The following is a 19,489-nucleotide window of genomic DNA, read 5'->3' as shown; positions in this document are numbered from 1 at the left end:
GGTGCTGTAACCCGTGCGTGAACGAACACGGGGTGCGTAAGGAGTGCCTACAGGTCTCCCACGGCGCGTGTTCACCACCCGCGCACACTTCACCTACCGCGCGGGGTTCGCACACTCCGTGCACGTTTGCGCACTCCGTACGAGTGCTAGAACCGGTGCGGGAACGAACACGGGGTGCGTGAAGCGTGGGTCTCGGGTTCGTCGGCGATGGGGTCGTGCGGCATTTCACAGGCAGTTACATAGTTAGCCTATGTACATAGATAGTTAGTTTAAGTAAACTAACTGTTCGTGCGTTCGAGTAACCCCGTTCAGTCCGTGAGTCGTGAAGAGCTGCTGGTCGACATCGCCGTCGCCGGGAGCAGGCTCACGCGGCTGGCCGGGGCGTTCGGCGGGGACGGGCTGCCGCGGGCCATGGTGCGCGCGCTGTCGGTGCTCGACGAGCGCGGTCCGCTGCGGATCAGCGAGTTCGCCCGGATCGACGGGTGTTCCCAGCCGTCGGCAACGGCGCTGATCGGCAGGCTGATCGCGGCGGGACTGGCCGACCGCACCACCGATCCCGGCGACTCCAGAGCCGTGGTCGTCGAGCCGACGCCGGCGGGACGCGCGCGCTTGTCCGCGTCCCGCCGAGCGATCGGCACCGCCATGTCACAGCGATTGCCCGGCTTCGACGCTGCCCGGCTCGCCCATCTGAGCGACGAGCTCGACGAACTGCTCGAGGCCCTGAAATCGGCTGCGTATCGAGAAGATTCGATTCAGGAGCGTTGATGAGCACCACTCTCTCGCCGCGCGCCGCCACCGACGCGCCTGCCGCCAAGACCGGCCAGCCCAAATCCGTGTGGGCGGTCGCCTTCGCCTCGGTCATCGCCTTCATGGGCATCGGCCTGGTCGACCCGATCCTCAAGCCGATCGGTGAGCAACTGCACGCCTCGCCCTCGCAGGTGACGCTGCTGTTCACCAGCTACATGCTGGTCACCGGCGTGGCCATGCTGATCACCGGCGTGATCTCCAGCCGCTTCGGCGCGAAGAAGACGCTGCTCGCCGGGCTGGCGATCATCGTGGTGTTCGCGGCGCTGGCGGGCAGCTCCGGGACGGTCGGGCAGATCGTCGGCTTCCGTGCCGGATGGGGCCTGGGCAACGCCCTGTTCATCGCGACGGCACTGGCCACCATCGTGGGCGCCGCCACCGGCGGTGTGGCGCGGGCGATCATCCTCTACGAGGCCGCGCTCGGCATCGGCATCGCCGCCGGGCCGCTGGTCGGTGGGTTCCTCGGCGGATTCAGTTGGCGCGCACCGTTCTTCGGCGTCGCGGTGCTGATGGCCATCGCCTTCATCGCGATCGTGGTGCTGCTGCCCGAGACTCCCAAGCCGACCCGGCGCACCTCGATCACCGCGCCGTTCAAGGCTTTACGATTTCCGGGGCTGCTCCTGGTGAGCATCACCGCACTGCTGTACAACTACGGCTTCTTCACACTGCTCGCCTACACCCCGTTCCCGCTGGACATGGGCACCTACGCGATCGGGTTCATCTTCTTCGGATGGGGTCTGCTGCTGGCGCTGGCCTCGGTCGTCTTCGCGCCGAAACTGCAGCGCGCCTTCGGGACCGTGCCGATGATCGCGGTGTCGCTGGCACTGTTCGCCGCGGATCTGGCGGCCATGGCGATCTGGGCCGAGCACCCGCCTGTGCTGGTCGTGTGTACCGTCCTGGCCGGGCTGTTCCTGGGCGTGAACAACACGCTGATCACCGAGGCCGTGATGATCTCGGCGCCGGTGGAGCGCTCGACCGCCTCGGCGGCCTACAGCTTCGTCCGTTTCGTGGGCGGCGCGGCCGCGCCCTTCCTGGCGGGCAAGCTCGGGGAACACCAAGTGGCACTGCCGTTCTGGGTGGGTGCGGGATGTACGGCCGTCGGTGTGGTGGTACTGCTGGCAGGTCGTTCCGCGCTGGCCCACGTCGATGACCACGATCCGGCCGAGCACAGCGAGGCCGAGGCCGCGGCCATCACGGCCGGCGACGACTGAGCATTTCGGCGGGCGCTGGATCCCCGCCCTCACGGCCTGGGGGCCGTGAGGGCGGGGAAATTAATATGCGTAGCACCGCGGAAATTAGTGTGGGTAGCACCGCGGAAAATAGGATGGCGTAGCACCGCGGAAAATAGGATGCGTAGCGCCGCGGAAAAATTGTGTGCGTAGCGCGCGAATGGGGAAGTAGCGCGCGACACAGGTCGGGAACAGCCCGCGACACAGGTCGGGAACAGCCCGCGACACAGATCGAGAACAGCCCGCAGTACGAAGTACGAAGCACGAAGCACCCGCACCACGCAGTGATTCCTCGCTCCTGGCGCAGACACTAATATTCCCAGCCCTCACGGCCCCTAGGCCGTGAGGGCTGGGATCAGTCTGTCGTTCGGGGCTAGTGGGTGAGTATGTGTACTTCCCGTACCGGCGGCGTCTTGCCGAACTTGGCGCGTAGGGGGTAGATCGCTGCCACGACCACCAAAGTGATTGTGGAGGAGATCAACTGGGTGCGCATAGAGGACATCACCGCCGCCGAGACCAGCACCGCGCCCAAGACTGCGATCACCAGCCAGCTCAGGTACGGGTAGAACCACAGGCGATAGGTGAGGGCGGCGGGGTCCTCGCGCTGCAGGCGGGCGCGTAACCGCAACTGGGAGAACATCACCGCCAGATACAGGAACGCCAGCAGCACGCCGATCGAGTTCACCAGGAACGTGAAGACCCGGTCCGGCGAAACGTAGGACGCCACCACCGCGCACCAGGCGGCGACGGTCCCCAGCAGCACGGCCCGAGCGGGCACGCCGCGGCGGTTCACCCGCACCAGCCCGGCCGGGGCATCGCCGTCGCGGGTCAGCACGTAGAGCATCCGCGAGGACACGTAGATCGCCGAGTTCAGCACCGACAGCACTGCGGTCAGGATCACCACCTGCATGACGGTGCCCGCGGCGGGCACGCCCATCGTGTCCAGCGCGCTGACGAACGGGCTGGTCAGCACCTTGGCGTCGTCCCACGGCAGGATCGTCACCACCAGCAGGATCGACGCCACGTAGAACAGCGCGACCCGCCACAGCACGTTGCTGGTGGCCCGGGCCACCGCCTTGCCCGGCTCGGCGCTCTCGGCCGCGGCCAGCGTCACGATCTCGGTGCCGCCGAAGGCGAAGATCACCACGACGATCGCCGACAGCACACCGGTCCAGCCGTTCGGCGTGAATCCGCCGTGCACGGTGAGATTGCCGAACCCGGTATGACCGTTCGGCCACAGCCCCAGCACGTACAGCACGCCCAGGATCAGGAAGACCACGATCGCGGCGACCTTGATGGAGGCGAACCAGAACTCGAATTCGCCGAACGAGCGCACGGAGATCAGATTGACCGCGGTCATCACGATCAGCAGCGCGGCGGCGAGCACCCACTGCGGCAGGTCGATCCAGTCGGCCAGGATCGCGGCGCCCGCCGTGGCCTCCGCGCCGACGAGGATCACGTACATGTACCAGTAGAGCCAGCCGACGGTGAATCCGGCGAAGGGGCCCAACGCGATTCGCGCATACTCGGCCAGCGATCCCGCTACGGGGCGGGCCACCACCATCTCGCCCAGCGCCCGCAGCACGCACAGCACCAGCACCCCGGCCGCCGTGTAGGACAGCACCGCCGCCGGGCCCGCAGTCTTGATCACCGCGCCGCTGCCCACGAACAACCCGGCCCCCACCGCGCCGCCGATCGCGAGCATCGTCATGTGCCGACGGCGCAGGCCGGTGCGCAGGCCGTCGCGCGCGGTGCTCGTCTCGTTCATTGGTTACCTTCTGTTCGCCCGGATGTTGCCGTGACACCCTATCGAGCCCGTGCGGAACCGCGAACATGCAGGTGGCAAGGGCTGCCGCCCGCAGTTGTCCGCCCTCTCGTCACCCCTGTGGAGCCCTGGGGGAGTTCACCGTCCGGGAGTACCGTCGATGGGTATGACCGAAACAACGCGGGGGCGGGTCCGGACCGAACGCAGCCACAAGCGAGTGCGGACCTACATCGACGGTCGGCTGGTTATCGACACCACCGCGCCGACACTGGTGTGGGAGAGCCCCTACTACCCGACCTACTATCTGCCCGCCGCGGACCTGCGCGCCAAACTGGAGCCGACCGGATCCACCCGGCACTCCCCCAGTCGCGGCGAGGGTGTCGAGTACGACGTGGTGGTCGACGGCATCACGAGATCCGCTGCGGCCGTGCGCTATCCGGACTCGCCGATTCCGGAGCTGCAGGATCTCGTGCGGCTGGACTGGGATCTGATGGACGAATGGTTCGAGGAGGACGAACCGGTCTACGTCCACCCGCGCGATCCCTACACGCGCGTCGACGTCCTGGTCAGCTCGCGGCACGTGCGGATCGCCATCGCCGGGCAGACCGTCGCCGAATCCCACGCGCCGCACATCCTGTTCGAAACCGGTTTGCCGCCAAGGTATTACCTGCCGCTGACCGATGTCCGCACCGAACTGCTGACGTCCTCCTCGAAGCGGACCCGCTGCCCGTACAAGGGAACGGCCGAGTACTTCAACATCCGCATCGGCGACGCCGAGTATCAGGACCTGGTCTGGATCTACCGGACCCCGCTGCCGGAAAGTCAGAAGGTCGCCGGGCTGGCCTGCTTCTACGACGAGAAGGTGGACGTCTTCATCGACGGCGAGAAGCAGGAGCGGCCCAAGACGCCGTTCGGCTGACTGCTAGGCATCCCCCGACAGCTCGTCGGCCAACGATGGCAGCACGGTACCGATCGGGTCGCGGATCACCTCGGTCGCCTGCGAGTCGTACGGCGTGGGCTCGGCATTGACGATGATCAGGTCCGCGCCGTTCTCCACCGCGATGGCGCACATCGAGGCGGCCGGTTCCACCTGCAGCGAGCTGCCGACGGCCAGGAAGATCTCGCTCTCCAGCGCGATTTCCCTTGCCGCCCAGACGGTATCGGCGTCCATCTGCTGGCCGAACATGACGGTGGCGGCCTTGAGGATGCCCCCGCAGGCCGGGCACGGCGGATCCGCCTCCCCGGCGGCGACGCGCTCCAGGGTCGCGGCCATCGTGGCGTTGTAGTCGCAGCCGATGCACACCACGTCGAACATGTTGCCGTGGATCTCCACCACCGTGTCCGGCGGCGAACCGGCCCGCTGATGCAGTCGATCGATGTTCTGGGTGATGATCCGGGTATTCCGCCGCTCCGCGAGCCGCGCCAGCGCCCGGTGCGCCTCGTTGGGCCGGGCCTGCCAGGCCGGATTGTCGCGGCGGGCGAGCCAGGCCCGCTGCCGCAGTTCGGGATCGGCGACGTAGTTCTGATACGTGGACAGCAGCTCCGCGATCGGGTCCTTGGTCCACACCCCGCGCGGCCCGCGGAAGTCGGGGATGCCGGAGTCGGTGGAGATGCCCGCGCCGGTGAGCACGCCGATCGGGCCGGTCCGCTGTCGCCACCCTGTGGTCATGGTCCCAGGTTAGGGGCAATGGGAGCCGTCGGGCGCCCAATTTTGATACGCTCATGTATCCGATCAGTGAGGGGAGGCCTGCCGGTGCCGACGTCCACCGAGACCGGGCAGCCGACCGCGGGCACCACCGAGCAGCGCGGACGGCGCATGACCAAGCGCCGGGCACAAACCCGGCAGCGACTGCTGGACGCGGCCTTCGAGGCGTTCGCGGACGAGGGATTCGGGCGCTGCACGGTCGAGCAGATCTGCGAGCGAGCGGGATTCACGCGCGGCGCGTTCTACTCCAACTTCACCTCGCTGGAGGAGTTGTTTCTGGCCATGTGGGAACAGCGGTCACAGCAGCTGCTGCACGAGCTGACCGCGGTCCTCGACGGCGGTGACGCGGAAGTGACCGACGTCCGATCCGGGGTCGAGCAGGTGCTGCGCGCGGTTCCCTTGGACGAGAAGTGGTTTCGGATCACCTTCGAGTTCACCGCGCACGCGCTGCGCAATCCGCCGCTGCGCCGGGTGATGGCCGCCCGCGAGGAGGCGATCGTCGCGGCGCTGCTGCCGGTACTGGAGGAGCTGCTCGGCCGGGCCGGGCGCCGGGTCACCGATCCGGTGGCGCTGGGCCGCGCCCTGGTCGCGGTACACGACGGCACCGCCACCCAGTGCCTGATCGAACCCGACAGCTCCCGCGCCCGCGAGCAGCGCACCGACCTGTTCACCCACATCGCCCTGGCGTACAGCGAGGCAAGCTGACGATTCACGCACCCCTTGCGTGTTCCCGCACCTCCTGCGGTGCTTTGCAGAGGGTGCGGGGACGTACAGGGGGTGCGTGAATTGTGGTCGCGGACGCGGCGGCTCGCTCGGTGCGCCGGATCCGCCCGTTCTAGTCGACCGGGAGTACGCCGTCGTCGACGGCCTGCTCGATCGCCTGCTCCAGATTGGGGCAGGAGTCGGGGCGGCCGAGACCGCCCGACATCGCCTTGAAGACCGGGCAGTGCTCGGCCGGGTCGGTCGTCCACTGCACCGACTTCTGATGCGAACTGGCCTTGCGGACCAGGACTTTCGTCCCGCAGGCCCGGCACGCGATCGGCGTCAGGCCGTTCTCGAGATAGTGGTGCTTGTCGACGACCGTCTGGGCACGCACCTCGGCCCGCCGATCCGGCCGGTCCGCGAAGTCCGGTGCTTTCGCCCAGCCGGCCATCAGACACCCGCCTCCGCGGCCTCGGACTTCGCGGCTTCCTCGGATTCCCGCTTGCGGCGCAGGTTTTCGGCGACCTCCGCCTCCCAGGCTTCGTTCGCCTTGGAGGTGTCGACCTCGAATTCGAAGCGCTGCGTCATCTTCGGGTCGATATCGGCGACATCGACGTAGAACTGCTCGTACCAGCGGCGCAGCTGGTAGACCGGGCCGTCCTCCTCGACCAGCAGCGGATTCTCGATCTTGGACTTGTGCTTCCAGATCTCGACGTCCTGCAGGAAGCCCTCGCTGATGCCCTCGGTCATCTTGCGCGCCAGGCGATCCGCCATCTCACCGTCGACGCCGGTCGGCTTCTCCAGGCTGACACCCCACTGCAGGACGAACGAATCCTGCGTCACCGGGTAGTGGCAGTTGATGAGGACGCTCTTGACCTCGTACCCGCTGTAGATGTTGATCAGCGGGTTGATCATGTAGGACGGTCCGAAGTACGAGGCCTCGGACTTCAACAGCGTGTCACCGTCGAACTTCGCGGCCATGCCGATATCCGGACGACCCTTGGTCTCCAGGAACTGCGTGGCGATATGGCCCTCGAAGATGTTCTTGAAGTACGTCGGGAAGGCGAAGTGGATGTAGAAGAAGTGCGCCATGTCGACCACGTTGTCGATGATCTCGCGGCAGTTGGCGCCCTCGATCAGCAGCGAGTGCCAGGTCCAGTCGGTCCATCCGCTGTCGAGCTGTTCGCTCGGGTTGCCTTCGGCGTCGGTCCAGGGGCCCTCGATGTACGGGATGGTGACTTCATCCGGCGGCGGATTGCCCTCGTGGTCGTGCCACACGAACAGCTGGCCGTTGCGTTCCAGCGTGGTCCAGGCCCGGGTCTTGGCCAGCGGGGGCACCCGGCGGCCGTACGGAATCCCGGTGCAGCGGCCGTTGCCGCCCCAGCGCCAGTCGTGGAACGGGCAGGCGACGGAGTCGCCCTTGATCTCACCCATGCTCAGGTCGCCGCCCATATGCCGGCAGTACGAATCGAGCACCTGCAGTTCGCCCTTGCTGTCGGCGAAAATCACCAGCTTGGTGCCGAATATCGAGATGGCATGCGGTTTGCCGTCCCGGAACGGTGCGGCCAGGCCGAGGCAATGCCATCCCCGCGCATACCGGGTGGGCGCGGTGCCGACATCGATCTCACGAACCTTCCCGCCGCTCCGCTGTGGGGTTACTGCCATTGCGATCCCTCCTCTACGAGCACTAGAACACGTTACAAAATTGTGCGGCGCAGCGCCAGCTATTCCGTCGACTACCAGGCAAAGGCCAGTCCTGAGATGCTGGGGGTACCCGTTCTCGACAGGAATAAGAACGTGTTCTAGTCTCAAGACTAGTATCGGTCTCACCGCAGGACTTCGGGGCCGATGAACCCGTTGTCGATCGACCAGGCAAGGAGCAGCCCCCGAGATGACGCAAGAAGTAGTAGAGCGGGTCGAAGCGCTGTTGCCGATGCTGCGCGAGCGTGCGCAGGAGGCAGAGGATCTGCGCCGCATTCCCGACGAGACCATGAAGGCCCTGCAGGCGACCGGGTTCTTCCGGCTCGTGCAGCCGCGTCAGTGGGGCGGGCATGCCGCCGATCCCGTCGTCTTCTACGACACCGTCCGCAAGATCGCGAGCGCGTGCGGTTCCACCGGCTGGGTGGCAGGCATCATCGGCATCCACAACTGGCATCTGGCGCTGTTCGATCAGCAGGCGCAGCAGGACGTGTGGGGCGAGGACACCGAGGTGCGGATCTCGTCGTCGTACGCTCCGATGGGCGCGGGCCTGGTCACCGAGGGCGGCTACACGGTCAAGGGTTCGTGGGCCTGGTCGTCCGGCTGCGACCACGCGGACTGGGTGGTGGTCGGCGGACCCGTGATCAAGGACGGCAAGCCGGTCGACTTCGGCAGCTTCCTGATCCCGCGCAGCGACTACCGCATCGATGACGTGTGGAACGTCGTCGGCCTGCGCGGCACCGGCAGCAACACCATCGTGGTCAACGACGTCTTCGTGCCGCGGCACCGCTTCCTCAGCTTCAAGACGATGTCCGAGCTGAAATCGCCCGGCCTGGAACAGAACACCGATCCGCTGTACAAGATGCCCTGGGGCACCATCCATCCCACCACGATCTCGACGCCCATCGTCGGCATGGCGTACGGCGCCTACGACGCGCACGTCGAGCACCAGGGCAAGCGGGTGCGCGCCGCCTACGCCGGGGAGAAGGCCAAGGACGATCCGTTCGCGAAGGTGCGAATCGCGGAGGCCTCCAGCGATATCGACGCCGCCTGGCGCCAGCTGTCCGGAAACCTCTCCGAGGAGTACGCGCATATCGTTGCGGGCGAAGAGGTTCCGTTCGAGCTGCGCCTGGCGGCCCGCCGCGACCAGGTGCGTGCCACCGGCCGGGCGATCGCCTCGATCGACAAGCTCTTCGAGAGCTCGGGCGCCACCGCGCTGGCGAACGACACACCGCTGCAGCGGTTCTGGCGGGATGCGCACGCGGGCCGGGTGCACGCCGCCAACGATGCCGAGCGGGCCTACGTCGCCTTCGGCACGGGGACGTTCGGCCTGCCCGTCACGGACACGATGGTCTAGGAGAGACTGCCGAATGACGACGACAGCGGAACTGACCTTCGAGTCGACCTCGCGCTACGCGCAGGTGCGACCGGACCTGAAGCTGCACTACCACGAGGCGGGTGTCGGCAACGGCCCGACGATCGTGCTGCTGCACGGCGGCGGGCCGGGTGCCTCGTCCTGGTCCAACTTCTCCCGCAATATCGGCGTGCTGGCCGAGAACTTCCACGTGCTGGCCGTGGATCAGCCGGGATTCGGGCTGTCGGACAAGCCGACCGAGCATCCGCAGTACTTCGTGCACAGCGCGTCGGCGCTGAAGGATCTGCTCGACACGCTGGAGATCACCGATCGCGTGCACCTGCTGGGCAATTCGCTCGGCGGCGGCGCGGCGGTGCGGTTCGCGCTCGACTATCCCGACCGCGCGGGAAAACTCGTGCTGATGGGGCCGGGCGGGTTGAGCACCAACCTGTTCGCGCCCGACCCGACCGAGGGCGTGAAGGCGCTGGGCAAGTTCAATGTCGAGCCCACGCGGGAGAATCTCGAAGCATTCCTGCGGATCATGGTCTTCGATCAGAAGCTGATCACGCCGGAGCTGATCGAGGAGCGATTCGCCTCGGCCGCCGCGCCGGAGTCGCTGGCCGCCACCCGCGCGATGGGAAAGTCGTTCGCCTCGGCCGATTTCGAGAAGGGCATGCTCTGGCGCGACGCCTACAAGCTGCGCCAGCCCGTGCTGCTGATCTGGGGGCGCGAGGACCGGGTCAATCCGATCGACGGCGCGCTCGTGGCCCTGAAGACGATTCCTCGCGCCCAGTTGCATGTGTTCGGCCAGTGTGGACACTGGGCGCAGCGGGAGCGGTTCGACGAATTCAACCGGTTGACAGCCGACTTCCTTGCCCCCAAGGAGAAGTGACATATGAGTATTCGAGCGCTCGGATACATGCGGATCGCCGCCACCGATGTGGCGGCGTGGCGTGAGTACGGCACCAAGGTGCTCGGCATGATGGAGTCCGACGGGCCCGATTCCGAGGCCCTCTATCTGCGCATGGACGAGTTCCCGGCGCGGCTGGTGATCGTGCCGGGCGAGTCCGACCGGCTGCTGGTCTCGGGCTGGGAGGTCACCGACGGCCCAGGGCTGCAACAGCTTCGGGAGACCCTGACCAAGGCCGACGTGCCGTTCACCGAGGGCACGGCGGAGGAACTCGCCGAGCGCCGCGTCGAGGGCATGATCCGGTTCGAGGACCCGTCCGGCAATACGCTGGAGGCGTTCTACGGGATGCAGTATCTCGCACGGCGTTTCGTCAGCCCCTACGGCCACAAGTTCGTCACCGCCGAGCAGGGCCTGGGGCACGTGGTGCTCACCTGCAACGACGATGCTGCGGCACAGGCGTTCTACCAGGACATCCTCGGTTTCCGGCTGCGTGACTCGATGCGGCTGCCACCGCAGATGGTCGGCCGTCCCGCCGACGGCGACCCGGCCTGGCTGCGGTTCTACGGCTGCAACCCGCGCCATCACGCCCTGGCCTTCCTGCCGCTGCCGAATCCGACCGGCATCGTGCACCTCATGGTCGAGGTGGAGAACTCCGACGACGTCGGCCTCTGCCTGGATCGCGCGCTGCGCAAGAAGGTGAAGATGTCGGCCACCCTCGGGCGGCACATCAACGACAAGATGCTGTCCTTCTACATGAAGACGCCGGGCGGCTTCGATGTCGAATTCGGTTGTGAGGGACTCGAAGTCGAGGACGAGAACTGGATCGCCCGGGAGTCGACCGCGGTCAGCCTGTGGGGTCACGACTTCAGCATCGGGTTCAAGTAGCAGGGCAGGAGAGAAGGAACATGACGGCGGACGGCTTGGCGGGCACCGATTCTCCCGAGATCGATGCGCGGCAGTACCGGAATGTGCTGGGGCAGTTCTGCACCGGCATCACCGTGATCACCACGCTCGATGCGGAGGGGGCGCCGATCGGGTTCGCCTGCCAGTCGTTCGCCGCGCTGTCGCTGGACCCGCCGATGGTGCTGTTCTGCCCCACCAAGCAGTCCCGCTCCTGGGCAGCGATCGAGAGCAACGGCAGCTTCTGCGTCAACATGCTCGCCGAGGAGCAGCAGCCGGTGTGCGCCCGCTTCGGCTCCCGCGAACCCGACAAGTTCGCGGGAATCGATTGGCACACCACAGATCTGGGCCTTCCGGCCCTCGACGGCGCGTTGGCCACGATCCAGTGCACTGTGGCGAACGTGCTCGACGGCGGCGATCACTTCGTGGTGTTCGGCCGAGTCCAGGCCCTGTCGGAGTCCACGGACTCCGGCAGGCCGCTGTTGTTCTACCGCGGCCAGTACACCGCCATCGAGCCCGAGAAGACCACCCCAGCCCCCTGGCGCGCGGACCTCGAGCACTTCCTCACCACGACCACCCTGGACACCTGGCTGTAGTCACGGTCGACAAACATATTGCGGCCCAACGAATTGCCGGATTCGAGCGTTACTCCTCGACATTGTCGAGTTGCCTGATCGGATCCGGCTTTTCTGTGCCATCGGACAATTGTCGAGAATTCCTCGATCGGCGGCCGCGAGGTCGGCTACGGTCCGGGTAGGCGATGCGGCGGCAGGACACTGGCGAATTCGCTGCCGCCCACCGCGCCGGACGCCGTCGATCTCGGCGAACTCGTGGCGGAAGGTGCAGTCGAACTCCGGGGTCACCCGGTCGGAGGGGTCATTCGATGAGGTTTCGGTTCTCGACATGCCATGCGGCAGCGATCGCCTGCATGTTGGCGCCGACAGCAGTTGCGGCGACGGCACACGCGACACCTGCCGCCGCCGAGCAGTGCGGCGGCTGGTCCGCCACCCAGATCGCTTCCGGCTACGGCATGTTGGAGAGCCTGGAGTTCGACGGGCGCGGCGGGCTGCTGCTGTCCGAACAGGCGGCCACCGGCTCCGGCGGCGGCATCCGGCGGCTCGACGCGAACGGCGGGCGCACCACCATGGCCGGGGATGTCGACGGCCCCGGCATGATCACGGTCTCCGGCGATACCGCCTACTTCACCACCGGGCTCAGCCTGCAGTCCAAGCTCACCGGCCGCAAGGGCGGCATCCGCTCCATGGACCTGCGCGACGGGCGGCTGGCCACGGTCGCCGAGGGCCTGGATATGCCCAACGGCATTGCGGCACTGCCTAATGGCGACTTCGTGGTCAGCAGCGATATGGGCGCCGACACCCGCCTGACCCGAGTCGCGGGCGCTACCATCGGCCCCTTCGGCCCGCCGGTCACCTCCACCAACGGCCTCGCCTACGACAAGTCACACAACCGCCTCTACGTCTCCAGCACCTTCAACCCGACCACCACCCTCACCGTGGTAGACCTCGATCATCCCTCGCAGCCGTCGACGATCGAACTCCCCGGCTTCGGCCCCCTCAACGGCGCCGACGGAGTCACGATCGGCCCCGACGGCAACCTCTACATCGCCTACAGCACGGGCGGCAAGGTAATCCGAGTAGACCCGACCACCCACCACTGGTGCACAATCGCCGAAAACCTCCCCCTAACCACCGAGGTCAAATTCGGCACAGGCCCCGGCTGGGCCCCCAACTCCCTCTACGCCACCAGCTACCTGGGCACGGTCACCCGCCTAACCCCCGCTGACCTGCAGAAATTCCGTTGTAGCGCGATGTGCTACACGAAGCTACACTAGGCGCATGAAGGTGATCAGCCAGCGGGAGTTCCGCAATAACTCGTCCGGCGTCATGGACGCAGTGGAGGCCGGTGAGACATTCCGTGTAACCCGGAACGGGATAGAGATTGCCGAGGTCCGACCGATCAGTCGAAAACGTCGACTGACTGCAGAGGAGCTGGTCGAACGTCATCGCAGGCTTCCGCGCGTCGATTACGTCCGGATGCGACAAGAGGCGGACGAGTTCTTCGGAACCGAAGACCGTGTCGGTGATGACGACCCGTGGGAGTCTCGTCCGTGACCGCACGCCATCCCTCGGGGGTCTTGGATACCTGCACCTATCTCGATCTGGAACTGCTCGAACCGGAATCTTTGCCGACAGTTCCCGAGATCACGGCGATAACCCTCGCCGAATTGAGCCAGGGCGTTGCCATGGCCAAGGACGCTGCGGCCCGTTCGACTCGTTCCGAACAGCTGGGCGCCGCAATCGCGGAATTCGAACCATTGCCTTTCGACAACGATGCCGCCACCCGGTACGGATCCTTGGTGGCACTGACCCTTGCCGCAAAACGCGACCCGCGGCCACGGCGGATGGATCTCCTCATCGCGGCGATTGCCTCTTCGCGAGGCATGCCGCTTTTCACCCGAAACAGCAAGGACTTTCGGGGTCTGGAGAGCATGGTGGAGATCGTTCCGATCTGATTCACCAAGAGGTGAGAGGACAGTAGATTCGGGTCATGTCCCGACTTGATCGCATCACCTCCGATCCAGAGGTCTGCCATGGTGAGCCAGTGGTACGGGGGTTGCGTTATCCCGTCGACATGCTGCTCGAGTTACTGACATCGGGCATGAGTTGCGACGAGATCCTGGAGGACTATCCGGATCTCGAACGCGACGATCTCCTTGCTGCGCTCGAGTACGCCGCGGGTCGCGATCGGCTGATCGCTCATGCCGATCGCGACCCAGACGCCTGACGATCGAAGGTCGATCCTCAGGCGGTGACGGCCTGTTGTTCGCGCTGCAACTCCAGGGCGATGTCGATGAGTTGGTCTTCCTGGCCGCCGACGAGGTTGCGCTTACCGGCGCGGACGAGCATTTCGGCGGCGGAGACGCCGTAGCGTTCGGCCTGGCGTTCGGCGTGCTTGAGGAAGCTCGAGTAGACGCCGGCGTAGCCCATCATCAGGGACTGGCGGTCGAGGAGGCACTCCTGCGGCATGGCCGGGCGGACAACGTCTTCCGCGGCATCGGCGATGGCGAAGAAGTCGATGCCGGTCTTGATGCCGAGCTTGTCGCAGACGCCGATGAAGGCCTCGACGGGGGTGTTACCCGCGCCCGCGCCGAAACGCCGTGCGCTGCCGTCGATCTGCTTGGCGCCCGCGCGGACGGCGTAGATCGAGTTGGCGACGGCGAGGTCCAGGTTCTCGTGACCGTGGAAACCGACCTGGGCGTCGTCGCCGAGCTCGGCGACCACCGCGGCGATGCGGTCGGAAACCTGTTCGAGCACAAGGGCGCCCGCGGAGTCCACCACGTACACGCACTGGCAGCCCGCGTCGGCCATGATGCGGGCCTGCTTGGCCAGCACCTCCGGCGGCTGAGTGTGCGACATCATCAGGAAGCCGACGGTTTCCAGGCCGAGTTCCCGTGCGAGACCGAAGTGCTGGATGGAGACGTCCGCCTCGGTGCAGTGCGTGGCGATGCGGACGATCGAGGCGCCGTCGTCCTGGGAGACCTTGATGTCTTCCTTCACGCCGACGCCCGGCAGCATCAGGACCGCGATCTTGGCCTGCTTGGCGGTCTGCGCCGCGATCGTGACCAGTTCCTGCTCAGGGGTTTTCGAGAAGCCGTAGTTGAACGAGGAACCGCCCAGGCCGTCGCCGTGGGTCACCTCGATCACCGGCACGCCCGCGCCGTCGAGCGCGGTCACGATATCGCGCACCTCGGTGGCGGTGAACTGGTGGCGCTTGTGATGTGACCCGTCCCGCAGCGAGGTGTCGGTGACGCGGATGTCGAGTTCGTTGCTGAAAGGCATTGTGATTCTTCTCCTTACACCCGAGCCGAGACGATCTGACCCGCGACGACCTCACCCACGCGAGTGGCGGCCGCGGTCATGATGTCGAGATTTCCGGCGTAGGGCGGCAGGAAATCGCCCGCGCCCTCCACCTCCACGAATACCGAAACCTTCGCCATCCCACCGGAAACCACGGACGGCTCGTCGAACTGCGGCTCGTTGAGCAGCCGGTAGCCGGGCACGTATTCCTGGATGTCGGCGACCATGCGGTGGATCGACTCGGTGATCGCACCGGTGTCGGCGTCCTCGGGGATCGCGCAGAAGATGGTGTCGCGCATGATCATCGGCGGTTCGGCGGGATTCAGGATGATGATCGCCTTACCGCGCTGGGCGCCGCCGATCGTCTCCACACCCCGGCTGGTGGTCTTGGTGAACTCGTCGATATTGGCGCGAGTTCCGGGACCTGCCGACACCGACGAGACCGACGCCACGATCTCGGCGTAGGGCACCTCGACCACCCGAGAGACGGCCGCCACCATCGGAATCGTGGCCTGCCCACCGCAGGTGATCATGTTGACGTTCGGCGTATCCAGGTTGTCGCCCAGGTTCACCGGCGGCACCACGGCGGGACCGACGGCCGCGGGAGTCAGATCGATCGCGCGAATCCCGGCGGCCTCGTACTTCGGGGCGTACTCCCGATGCACGTAGGCCGAGGTCGCCTCGAACAGCAGCTCCGGCTTCTCCGCCTGGGCCAGCAGCCAGTCCGCGCCCTCTGCGGAGGTCTCCAGCCCGAGCCCCCGTGCCCGCTTCAAACCCTCACTGTCGGGGTCGATTCCGATCATCCAGCGCGGCTCGATCCGCTCCGACCGCAGCAGCTTGTACAGCAGGTCGGTACTGATGTTTCCGGAGCCGACGATTGCGGCACTGACTTTTCCGTTGGAAGCCACGAGTATCTCCTAGCTGAATTGCAGACGGACGGAACCGAGTCCGGTGAACTCGGCAAGGAAATCGTCGCCCGGGCGGGCGTCGATGGCACGGGTGCAGGAGCCGGGCAGCACGATGTCCCCGGCCTTCAGCCGCACGCCGAAGGAGGCGACCTTCCGCGCCAGCCACGCCACCGCGATGGTCGGATCGCCCAGCACCGCATCGCTGCGACCCTCGGCGACCACCTCACCGCTGCGGGTCAGCTTGGCGTCGATCTTCTTGATATCCAACAGGTTCGGCTCGACCCGCTCCGGGCCGAGCACCCAGCCCGCCGACGACGCGTTGTCGGCGATGGTGTCGCACAGCCCGATCTTCCAGTCCTTGATGCGGGTGTCGATGAGTTCGATGGACGGCGCGTAGGCGACCGTCGCGTCGAGCACGTCGGCCTCGGTGCACTCCTCGCCGGGCAGATCCTTGCCCAGCACGAAACCGACCTCGACCTCCACGCGCGGGTACAGATACTTCGAGGTGTCGACGGCGACGTCCTCGAACACCTGCATCTCGCCCAGCAGATGCCCGTAGTCGGGCTCGTCCACGCCCATCATCTGCTGCATCGCCTTCGACGACAGCCCGACCTTGTGGCCGACGACCCGCGCGCCGCCCGCCAGCCGCTGCCGGATGTTGATGAGCTGGATCTCGTAGGCATCGACCACATCGATGCCGGGATGCCGCGCGACCAGCGGGTCGATCGGCACCCGGTCACGCTCGGCGACCGCGAGCTCCGCGGCCAGTTCACTCCGTACCGCGTCGGACAGCACGCTTGTTCCTTCCACTGGGGGGCCCGGTCGGTGGCCGAGACGGGAAACTGAAACGAGTTTTCCTGGGAAAACCGAGGACAGTTGCGCCGTCTGCCACACCAATATAGACCGAACCGAGACTGATTCTATAACGTGTTCTACATGACTGATCGGGAATACGACGTGGTGGTGGTCGGCAGCGGTGCCGCCGGGATGACCGCCGCGCTCACCGCCGCCCACCACGGGCTCCGCGTGGTGATCATCGAAAAGGCCGCGCACTACGGGGGAAACACGGCACGCTCCGGCGGCGGCGTGTGGGTTCCCGGGAACAAGGCACTGCTGGCGTCCGGGCGGCCCGACGACCGCGAGGAGGCGCGCCGCTACCTGCACAGCATCATCGGCGACGCGGTGCCGAAGGAGCGGATCGATACCTACATCGACCGCGGCCCGGAGGCGCTGAACTTCGTGCTCGATCACACGCCGCTGCAGCTCAAGTGGGTCCCCGGCTACTCCGACTACTACCCCGAGGCACCGGGCGGCCGCGGCGACGGCCGCTCGTGCGAGCCCAAGCCGTTCAACGCCAAGGTGCTCGGCGAGGAGCGGTTCAACCTGGAGCCTGCGTATGCCAAGGCCCCGCTCAATGTCGTCATCATGCAGGCCGATTTCGTCCGCCTCAACCTGATCAGGCGCCACCCGAAGGGCATCATGCGAGCCATGCGGGTGGGCGCGCGCACCTACCTGGCCAAGTGGACCGGTAAGCACATTCTCGGCATGGGTCAGGCCATTATCGCAGCTATGCGCAAGGGGCTCATGGATGCGAACGTGCCACTGCTGCTGAACACGCCGATGACCAAGCTCATTGTGGAGAATGGCGTTGTCGTAGGGGTCGAGGCGACGCAGGACGGCCGGCCGGTCACGTTCAAGGCCCGGCACGGCGTGGTGCTGGGCGCCGGCGGCTTCGAGCACAACGCCGAGATGCGCACGAAGTACCAGCGCCAGCCCATCACCACCGAGTGGACCACCGGCGCGGCCGCCAACACCGGCGACGGCATCGTCGCGGGCATGGAGGCGGGCGGCGCGGTCGGCTTCATGGAGGACGCCTGGTGGGGACCGACCATCTTCAAGGGCGGCAGGCCCTGGTTCGCGCTGGCCGAGCGGAATCTGCCCGGCGCCATCATGGTCAACGCCGACGGGAAGCGATTCGGGAATGAGTCGGCTCCTTACGTCGAGGCGGTGCACACCATGTACGGCGGTGAATTCGGGCAGGGCGCCGGGCCGGGCGAGAACATCCCCACCTGGCTGGTGTTCGACCAGCGCTACCGCAACCGCTACATCTTCGCCTCGCTGCAGCCCGGCCAGCGCATTCCGTCTCGCTGGATGGAAAACGACAACATCGTCAAGGCCGACAGCCTCGAGGAGCTGGCGAAGAAGATCGGCGTGCCCGCGGACAGTCTCGCCGCGACCGTCACCCGGTTCAACAAGTTCGCCGAGACCGGCAAGGACGAGGACTTCGGCCGCGGTGAGAGCCACTACGACCGGTACTACGGCGATCCGACCGTGAAGCCCAACCCCTGCCTGGCGGCGCTGGAGCAGGGCCCGTTCTACGCGGCCAAGATCGTGCCCGGCGACCTCGGCACCAAGGGCGGCCTGGTCGCCGACACCTCCGGTCGGGTGCTCCGGGAGGACGGCAGCCCGATCGAGGGCCTCTACGCTTCCGGCAACAGCTCGACCCCGGTCATGGGCCACACCTACGCGGGCCCCGGCGCCACCATCGGCCCGGCCATCGCCTACGGGTACCTGGCGGTGCTGGATATCGTCGAGCGCAAGAAGCAGGCAGCGAGCAAATAGCGGATTCCGATGAACGGGACGGAGTGGGAAGACGGCCGGGGGCATGCCCACCATGGATTCCGACCGTCCCGTTCCGCCGGAGCCGCCCCGTCATTCCGGCACATCGGGGTGACGACCGATTCAGGAGACAGAAAATGCCGATTGATCCGAAAGTAGCTCTGGGAGCGGCGCTTCCGGAGCTGGAGTTCGCGTGGACGCCGTCCGACGTGCAGCTCTACCACCTCGGTCTCGGCGCCGGGGCGCGCTGGACCGATACCGGGGAGCTGCGCTATCTCGACGATCGCGCGCCGCAGGTGCTGCCGACGTTCGCGACCGTCGCGCCGACGCTCGGGGTGACCGAACCGCCGAAGGTCAGCTTCCCCGGCGTGGAGATCGATCTGGCGAAGGTGGTGCACGGGAGCCAGGAAGTCGTGGCGCACAAGCCGATTCCGGCTACCGGGAAGGCAAAGAGCACCGGCCGGATCAGCGAGATCTGGGACAAGGGCTCGGCCGCGGTGGTCGTGCAGGAGACCACGGTCACCGATTCGGACGGTGATCCGCTGTGGACGGCACGCTCGTCCATCTTCGCCAAGGGCGAGGGCGGCTTCGGCGGCGAGCGCGGGCCCAGCAACAAGTCCGAATTGCCGGACCGCGCACCGGATTTCGACGTCACCACGCCGACGCTGCCGCAGCAGGCGCTGCTGTATCGGATGTGCGGCGACCGCAACCCGCTGCATTCGGATCCCGGATTCGCCCGCGCCGCAGGCTTTCCCAACCCGATCCTGCACGGATTGTGCACCTACGGGCTGGTCTGCAAGAACGCCGTCGACACCGTGCTGAACTCGGATGCCGCCCGGGTCACCGGATTCCGGGCGCGCTTCGCCGGGGTCCTGTACCCGGGCGAAACAATCCGCTCACGAATCTGGCTGGAAGGCAATGAACTGACCATCGCGGCGACCGTGGTCAACCGCGAGGATGCCCCGGTCCTGGGCGACGTGAAGCTCACCTTCACCGCCTGATCCCGGCCAAAAGCGC

Annotated in this window: 21 protein-coding genes; 14 read left to right on the top strand and 7 right to left on the bottom strand. The window is 66.6% G+C overall.

The window, feature by feature from the left end:
• Positions 1–315: 315 nt before the first annotated feature.
• Both NM1_RS21390 and NM1_RS21385 read left to right on the top strand, forming a co-directional pair.
• Entirely contained in the window at positions 316–765 is a 450-nt protein-coding gene (locus NM1_RS21390; RefSeq protein ID WP_246011498.1) for a MarR family winged helix-turn-helix transcriptional regulator, read from the top strand.
• Positions 765–2,015, top strand: coding sequence for an MFS transporter (locus NM1_RS21385; RefSeq protein ID WP_068022483.1), 1,251 nt, complete (start codon positions 765–767; stop codon positions 2,013–2,015). Before NM1_RS21390 ends, NM1_RS21385 begins: the two co-directional genes overlap by 1 nt.
• Positions 2,016–2,406: 391 nt before the next feature.
• Here NM1_RS21385 and NM1_RS21380 read toward each other — a convergent pair whose 3' ends face one another.
• Positions 2,407–3,801: an amino acid permease gene (locus NM1_RS21380; RefSeq protein WP_211339450.1), complete on the bottom strand. Its 1,395-nt coding sequence runs from the start codon at positions 3,799–3,801 to the stop codon at positions 2,407–2,409.
• 163 nt (positions 3,802–3,964) lie between these two features.
• On the opposite strand from NM1_RS21380, the gene NM1_RS21375 reads away from it, so the two are divergent.
• Positions 3,965–4,717: a DUF427 domain-containing protein gene (locus tag NM1_RS21375; protein ID WP_068022480.1), complete on the top strand. Its 753-nt coding sequence runs from the start codon at positions 3,965–3,967 to the stop codon at positions 4,715–4,717.
• A gap of 3 nt (positions 4,718–4,720) precedes the next feature.
• Here the strand turns inward: NM1_RS21375 and NM1_RS21370 are convergent, their stop codons facing one another.
• The gene (locus NM1_RS21370; RefSeq protein WP_068022478.1) at positions 4,721–5,467 is read right to left on the bottom strand and encodes an SIR2 family NAD-dependent protein deacylase; all 747 of its coding nucleotides are present in this window, start codon (positions 5,465–5,467) and stop codon (positions 4,721–4,723) included.
• A gap of 147 nt (positions 5,468–5,614) precedes the next feature.
• On the opposite strand from NM1_RS21370, the gene NM1_RS21365 reads away from it, so the two are divergent.
• Positions 5,615–6,208, top strand: coding sequence for a TetR/AcrR family transcriptional regulator (locus tag NM1_RS21365; RefSeq protein ID WP_068022593.1), 594 nt, complete (start codon positions 5,615–5,617; stop codon positions 6,206–6,208).
• A gap of 130 nt (positions 6,209–6,338) precedes the next feature.
• Here NM1_RS21365 and NM1_RS21360 read toward each other — a convergent pair whose 3' ends face one another.
• Positions 6,339–6,656, bottom strand: coding sequence for a hypothetical protein (locus NM1_RS21360; protein ID WP_068022475.1), 318 nt, complete (start codon positions 6,654–6,656; stop codon positions 6,339–6,341).
• Positions 6,656–7,870, bottom strand: coding sequence for a 3-ketosteroid-9-alpha-monooxygenase, oxygenase component (locus tag NM1_RS21355; RefSeq protein WP_068022473.1), 1,215 nt, complete (start codon positions 7,868–7,870; stop codon positions 6,656–6,658). Before NM1_RS21355 ends, NM1_RS21360 begins: the two co-directional genes overlap by 1 nt.
• A 226-nt stretch (positions 7,871–8,096) precedes the next feature.
• Between NM1_RS21355 and hsaA the strand changes: the two genes are divergently transcribed.
• The 8 genes from hsaA (at position 8,097) to NM1_RS21320 (ending at position 13,872) form a co-directional block, all read left to right on the top strand.
• The gene (gene hsaA / locus NM1_RS21350) at positions 8,097–9,260 is read left to right on the top strand and encodes a 3-hydroxy-9,10-secoandrosta-1,3,5(10)-triene-9,17-dione monooxygenase oxygenase subunit (protein ID WP_068022472.1); all 1,164 of its coding nucleotides are present in this window, start codon (positions 8,097–8,099) and stop codon (positions 9,258–9,260) included.
• Positions 9,261–9,273: 13 nt separating this feature from the next.
• Positions 9,274–10,149 carry a 4,5:9,10-diseco-3-hydroxy-5,9,17-trioxoandrosta-1(10),2-diene-4-oate hydrolase gene (gene hsaD, locus NM1_RS21345; RefSeq protein WP_068022469.1) on the top strand — a complete coding sequence of 292 codons (876 nt, stop codon included), beginning with the start codon at positions 9,274–9,276 and terminating at the stop codon, positions 10,147–10,149.
• Positions 10,150–10,152: 3 nt separating this feature from the next.
• Positions 10,153–11,052, top strand: coding sequence for an iron-dependent extradiol dioxygenase HsaC (gene hsaC, locus NM1_RS21340; protein ID WP_068022467.1), 900 nt, complete (start codon positions 10,153–10,155; stop codon positions 11,050–11,052).
• Between the two features lie 20 nt (positions 11,053–11,072).
• Complete coding sequence (hsaB, locus tag NM1_RS21335; protein ID WP_068022464.1) at positions 11,073–11,663, top strand: 3-hydroxy-9,10-secoandrosta-1,3,5(10)-triene-9,17-dione monooxygenase reductase subunit; 591 nt, start codon at positions 11,073–11,075, stop codon at positions 11,661–11,663.
• A gap of 332 nt (positions 11,664–11,995) precedes the next feature.
• Positions 11,996–12,919, top strand: coding sequence for an SMP-30/gluconolactonase/LRE family protein (locus tag NM1_RS21330; protein ID WP_084519865.1), 924 nt, complete (start codon positions 11,996–11,998; stop codon positions 12,917–12,919).
• 4 nt (positions 12,920–12,923) lie between these two features.
• Positions 12,924–13,199: a type II toxin-antitoxin system Phd/YefM family antitoxin gene (locus NM1_RS41350; RefSeq protein ID WP_084519864.1), complete on the top strand. Its 276-nt coding sequence runs from the start codon at positions 12,924–12,926 to the stop codon at positions 13,197–13,199.
• Complete coding sequence (locus tag NM1_RS21325; protein ID WP_068022590.1) at positions 13,196–13,600, top strand: type II toxin-antitoxin system VapC family toxin; 405 nt, start codon at positions 13,196–13,198, stop codon at positions 13,598–13,600. The genes NM1_RS41350 and NM1_RS21325 overlap by 4 nt, the downstream gene beginning before the upstream one ends.
• 35 nt (positions 13,601–13,635) lie before the next feature.
• On the top strand, positions 13,636–13,872 hold the full coding sequence (locus tag NM1_RS21320) for a DUF433 domain-containing protein (RefSeq protein WP_068022458.1): 237 nt from the start codon (positions 13,636–13,638) through the stop codon (positions 13,870–13,872).
• Between the two features lie 17 nt (positions 13,873–13,889).
• Here NM1_RS21320 and dmpG read toward each other — a convergent pair whose 3' ends face one another.
• Genes dmpG through NM1_RS21305 form a run of 3 tightly spaced genes read right to left on the bottom strand, consistent with a single transcriptional unit; the run spans position 13,890 to position 16,648 of the window.
• Positions 13,890–14,927 carry a 4-hydroxy-2-oxovalerate aldolase gene (gene dmpG / locus NM1_RS21315; protein ID WP_068022456.1) on the bottom strand — a complete coding sequence of 346 codons (1,038 nt, stop codon included), beginning with the start codon at positions 14,925–14,927 and terminating at the stop codon, positions 13,890–13,892.
• A gap of 14 nt (positions 14,928–14,941) precedes the next feature.
• Positions 14,942–15,853 carry an acetaldehyde dehydrogenase (acetylating) gene (locus NM1_RS21310; protein WP_068022453.1) on the bottom strand — a complete coding sequence of 304 codons (912 nt, stop codon included), beginning with the start codon at positions 15,851–15,853 and terminating at the stop codon, positions 14,942–14,944.
• A gap of 9 nt (positions 15,854–15,862) precedes the next feature.
• Entirely contained in the window at positions 15,863–16,648 is a 786-nt protein-coding gene (locus NM1_RS21305) for a 2-keto-4-pentenoate hydratase (protein WP_068022451.1), read from the bottom strand.
• Positions 16,649–16,789: 141 nt separating this feature from the next.
• Here NM1_RS21305 and kstD point away from each other — a divergent pair, with 141 nt between their 5' ends.
• Together kstD and chsH3 are read left to right on the top strand one after the other, a co-directional pair.
• On the top strand, positions 16,790–18,475 hold the full coding sequence (gene kstD, locus NM1_RS21300; protein WP_114699709.1) for a 3-oxosteroid 1-dehydrogenase: 1,686 nt from the start codon (positions 16,790–16,792) through the stop codon (positions 18,473–18,475).
• Between the two features lie 134 nt (positions 18,476–18,609).
• Positions 18,610–19,473 carry an enoyl-CoA hydratase ChsH3 gene (chsH3, locus tag NM1_RS21295; protein WP_068022444.1) on the top strand — a complete coding sequence of 288 codons (864 nt, stop codon included), beginning with the start codon at positions 18,610–18,612 and terminating at the stop codon, positions 19,471–19,473.
• The last annotated feature ends 16 nt before the right edge of the window (positions 19,474–19,489 follow it).

Origin of the sequence: Nocardia mexicana NBRC 108244 (genome assembly GCF_001613165.1) — a bacterium.
GTDB classification, from domain to species: Bacteria; Actinomycetota; Actinomycetes; order Mycobacteriales; family Mycobacteriaceae; genus Nocardia; species Nocardia mexicana.
Note: the sequence above shows the minus strand (reverse complement) of the source record. Positions and strands in the feature narration are given on the sequence as shown.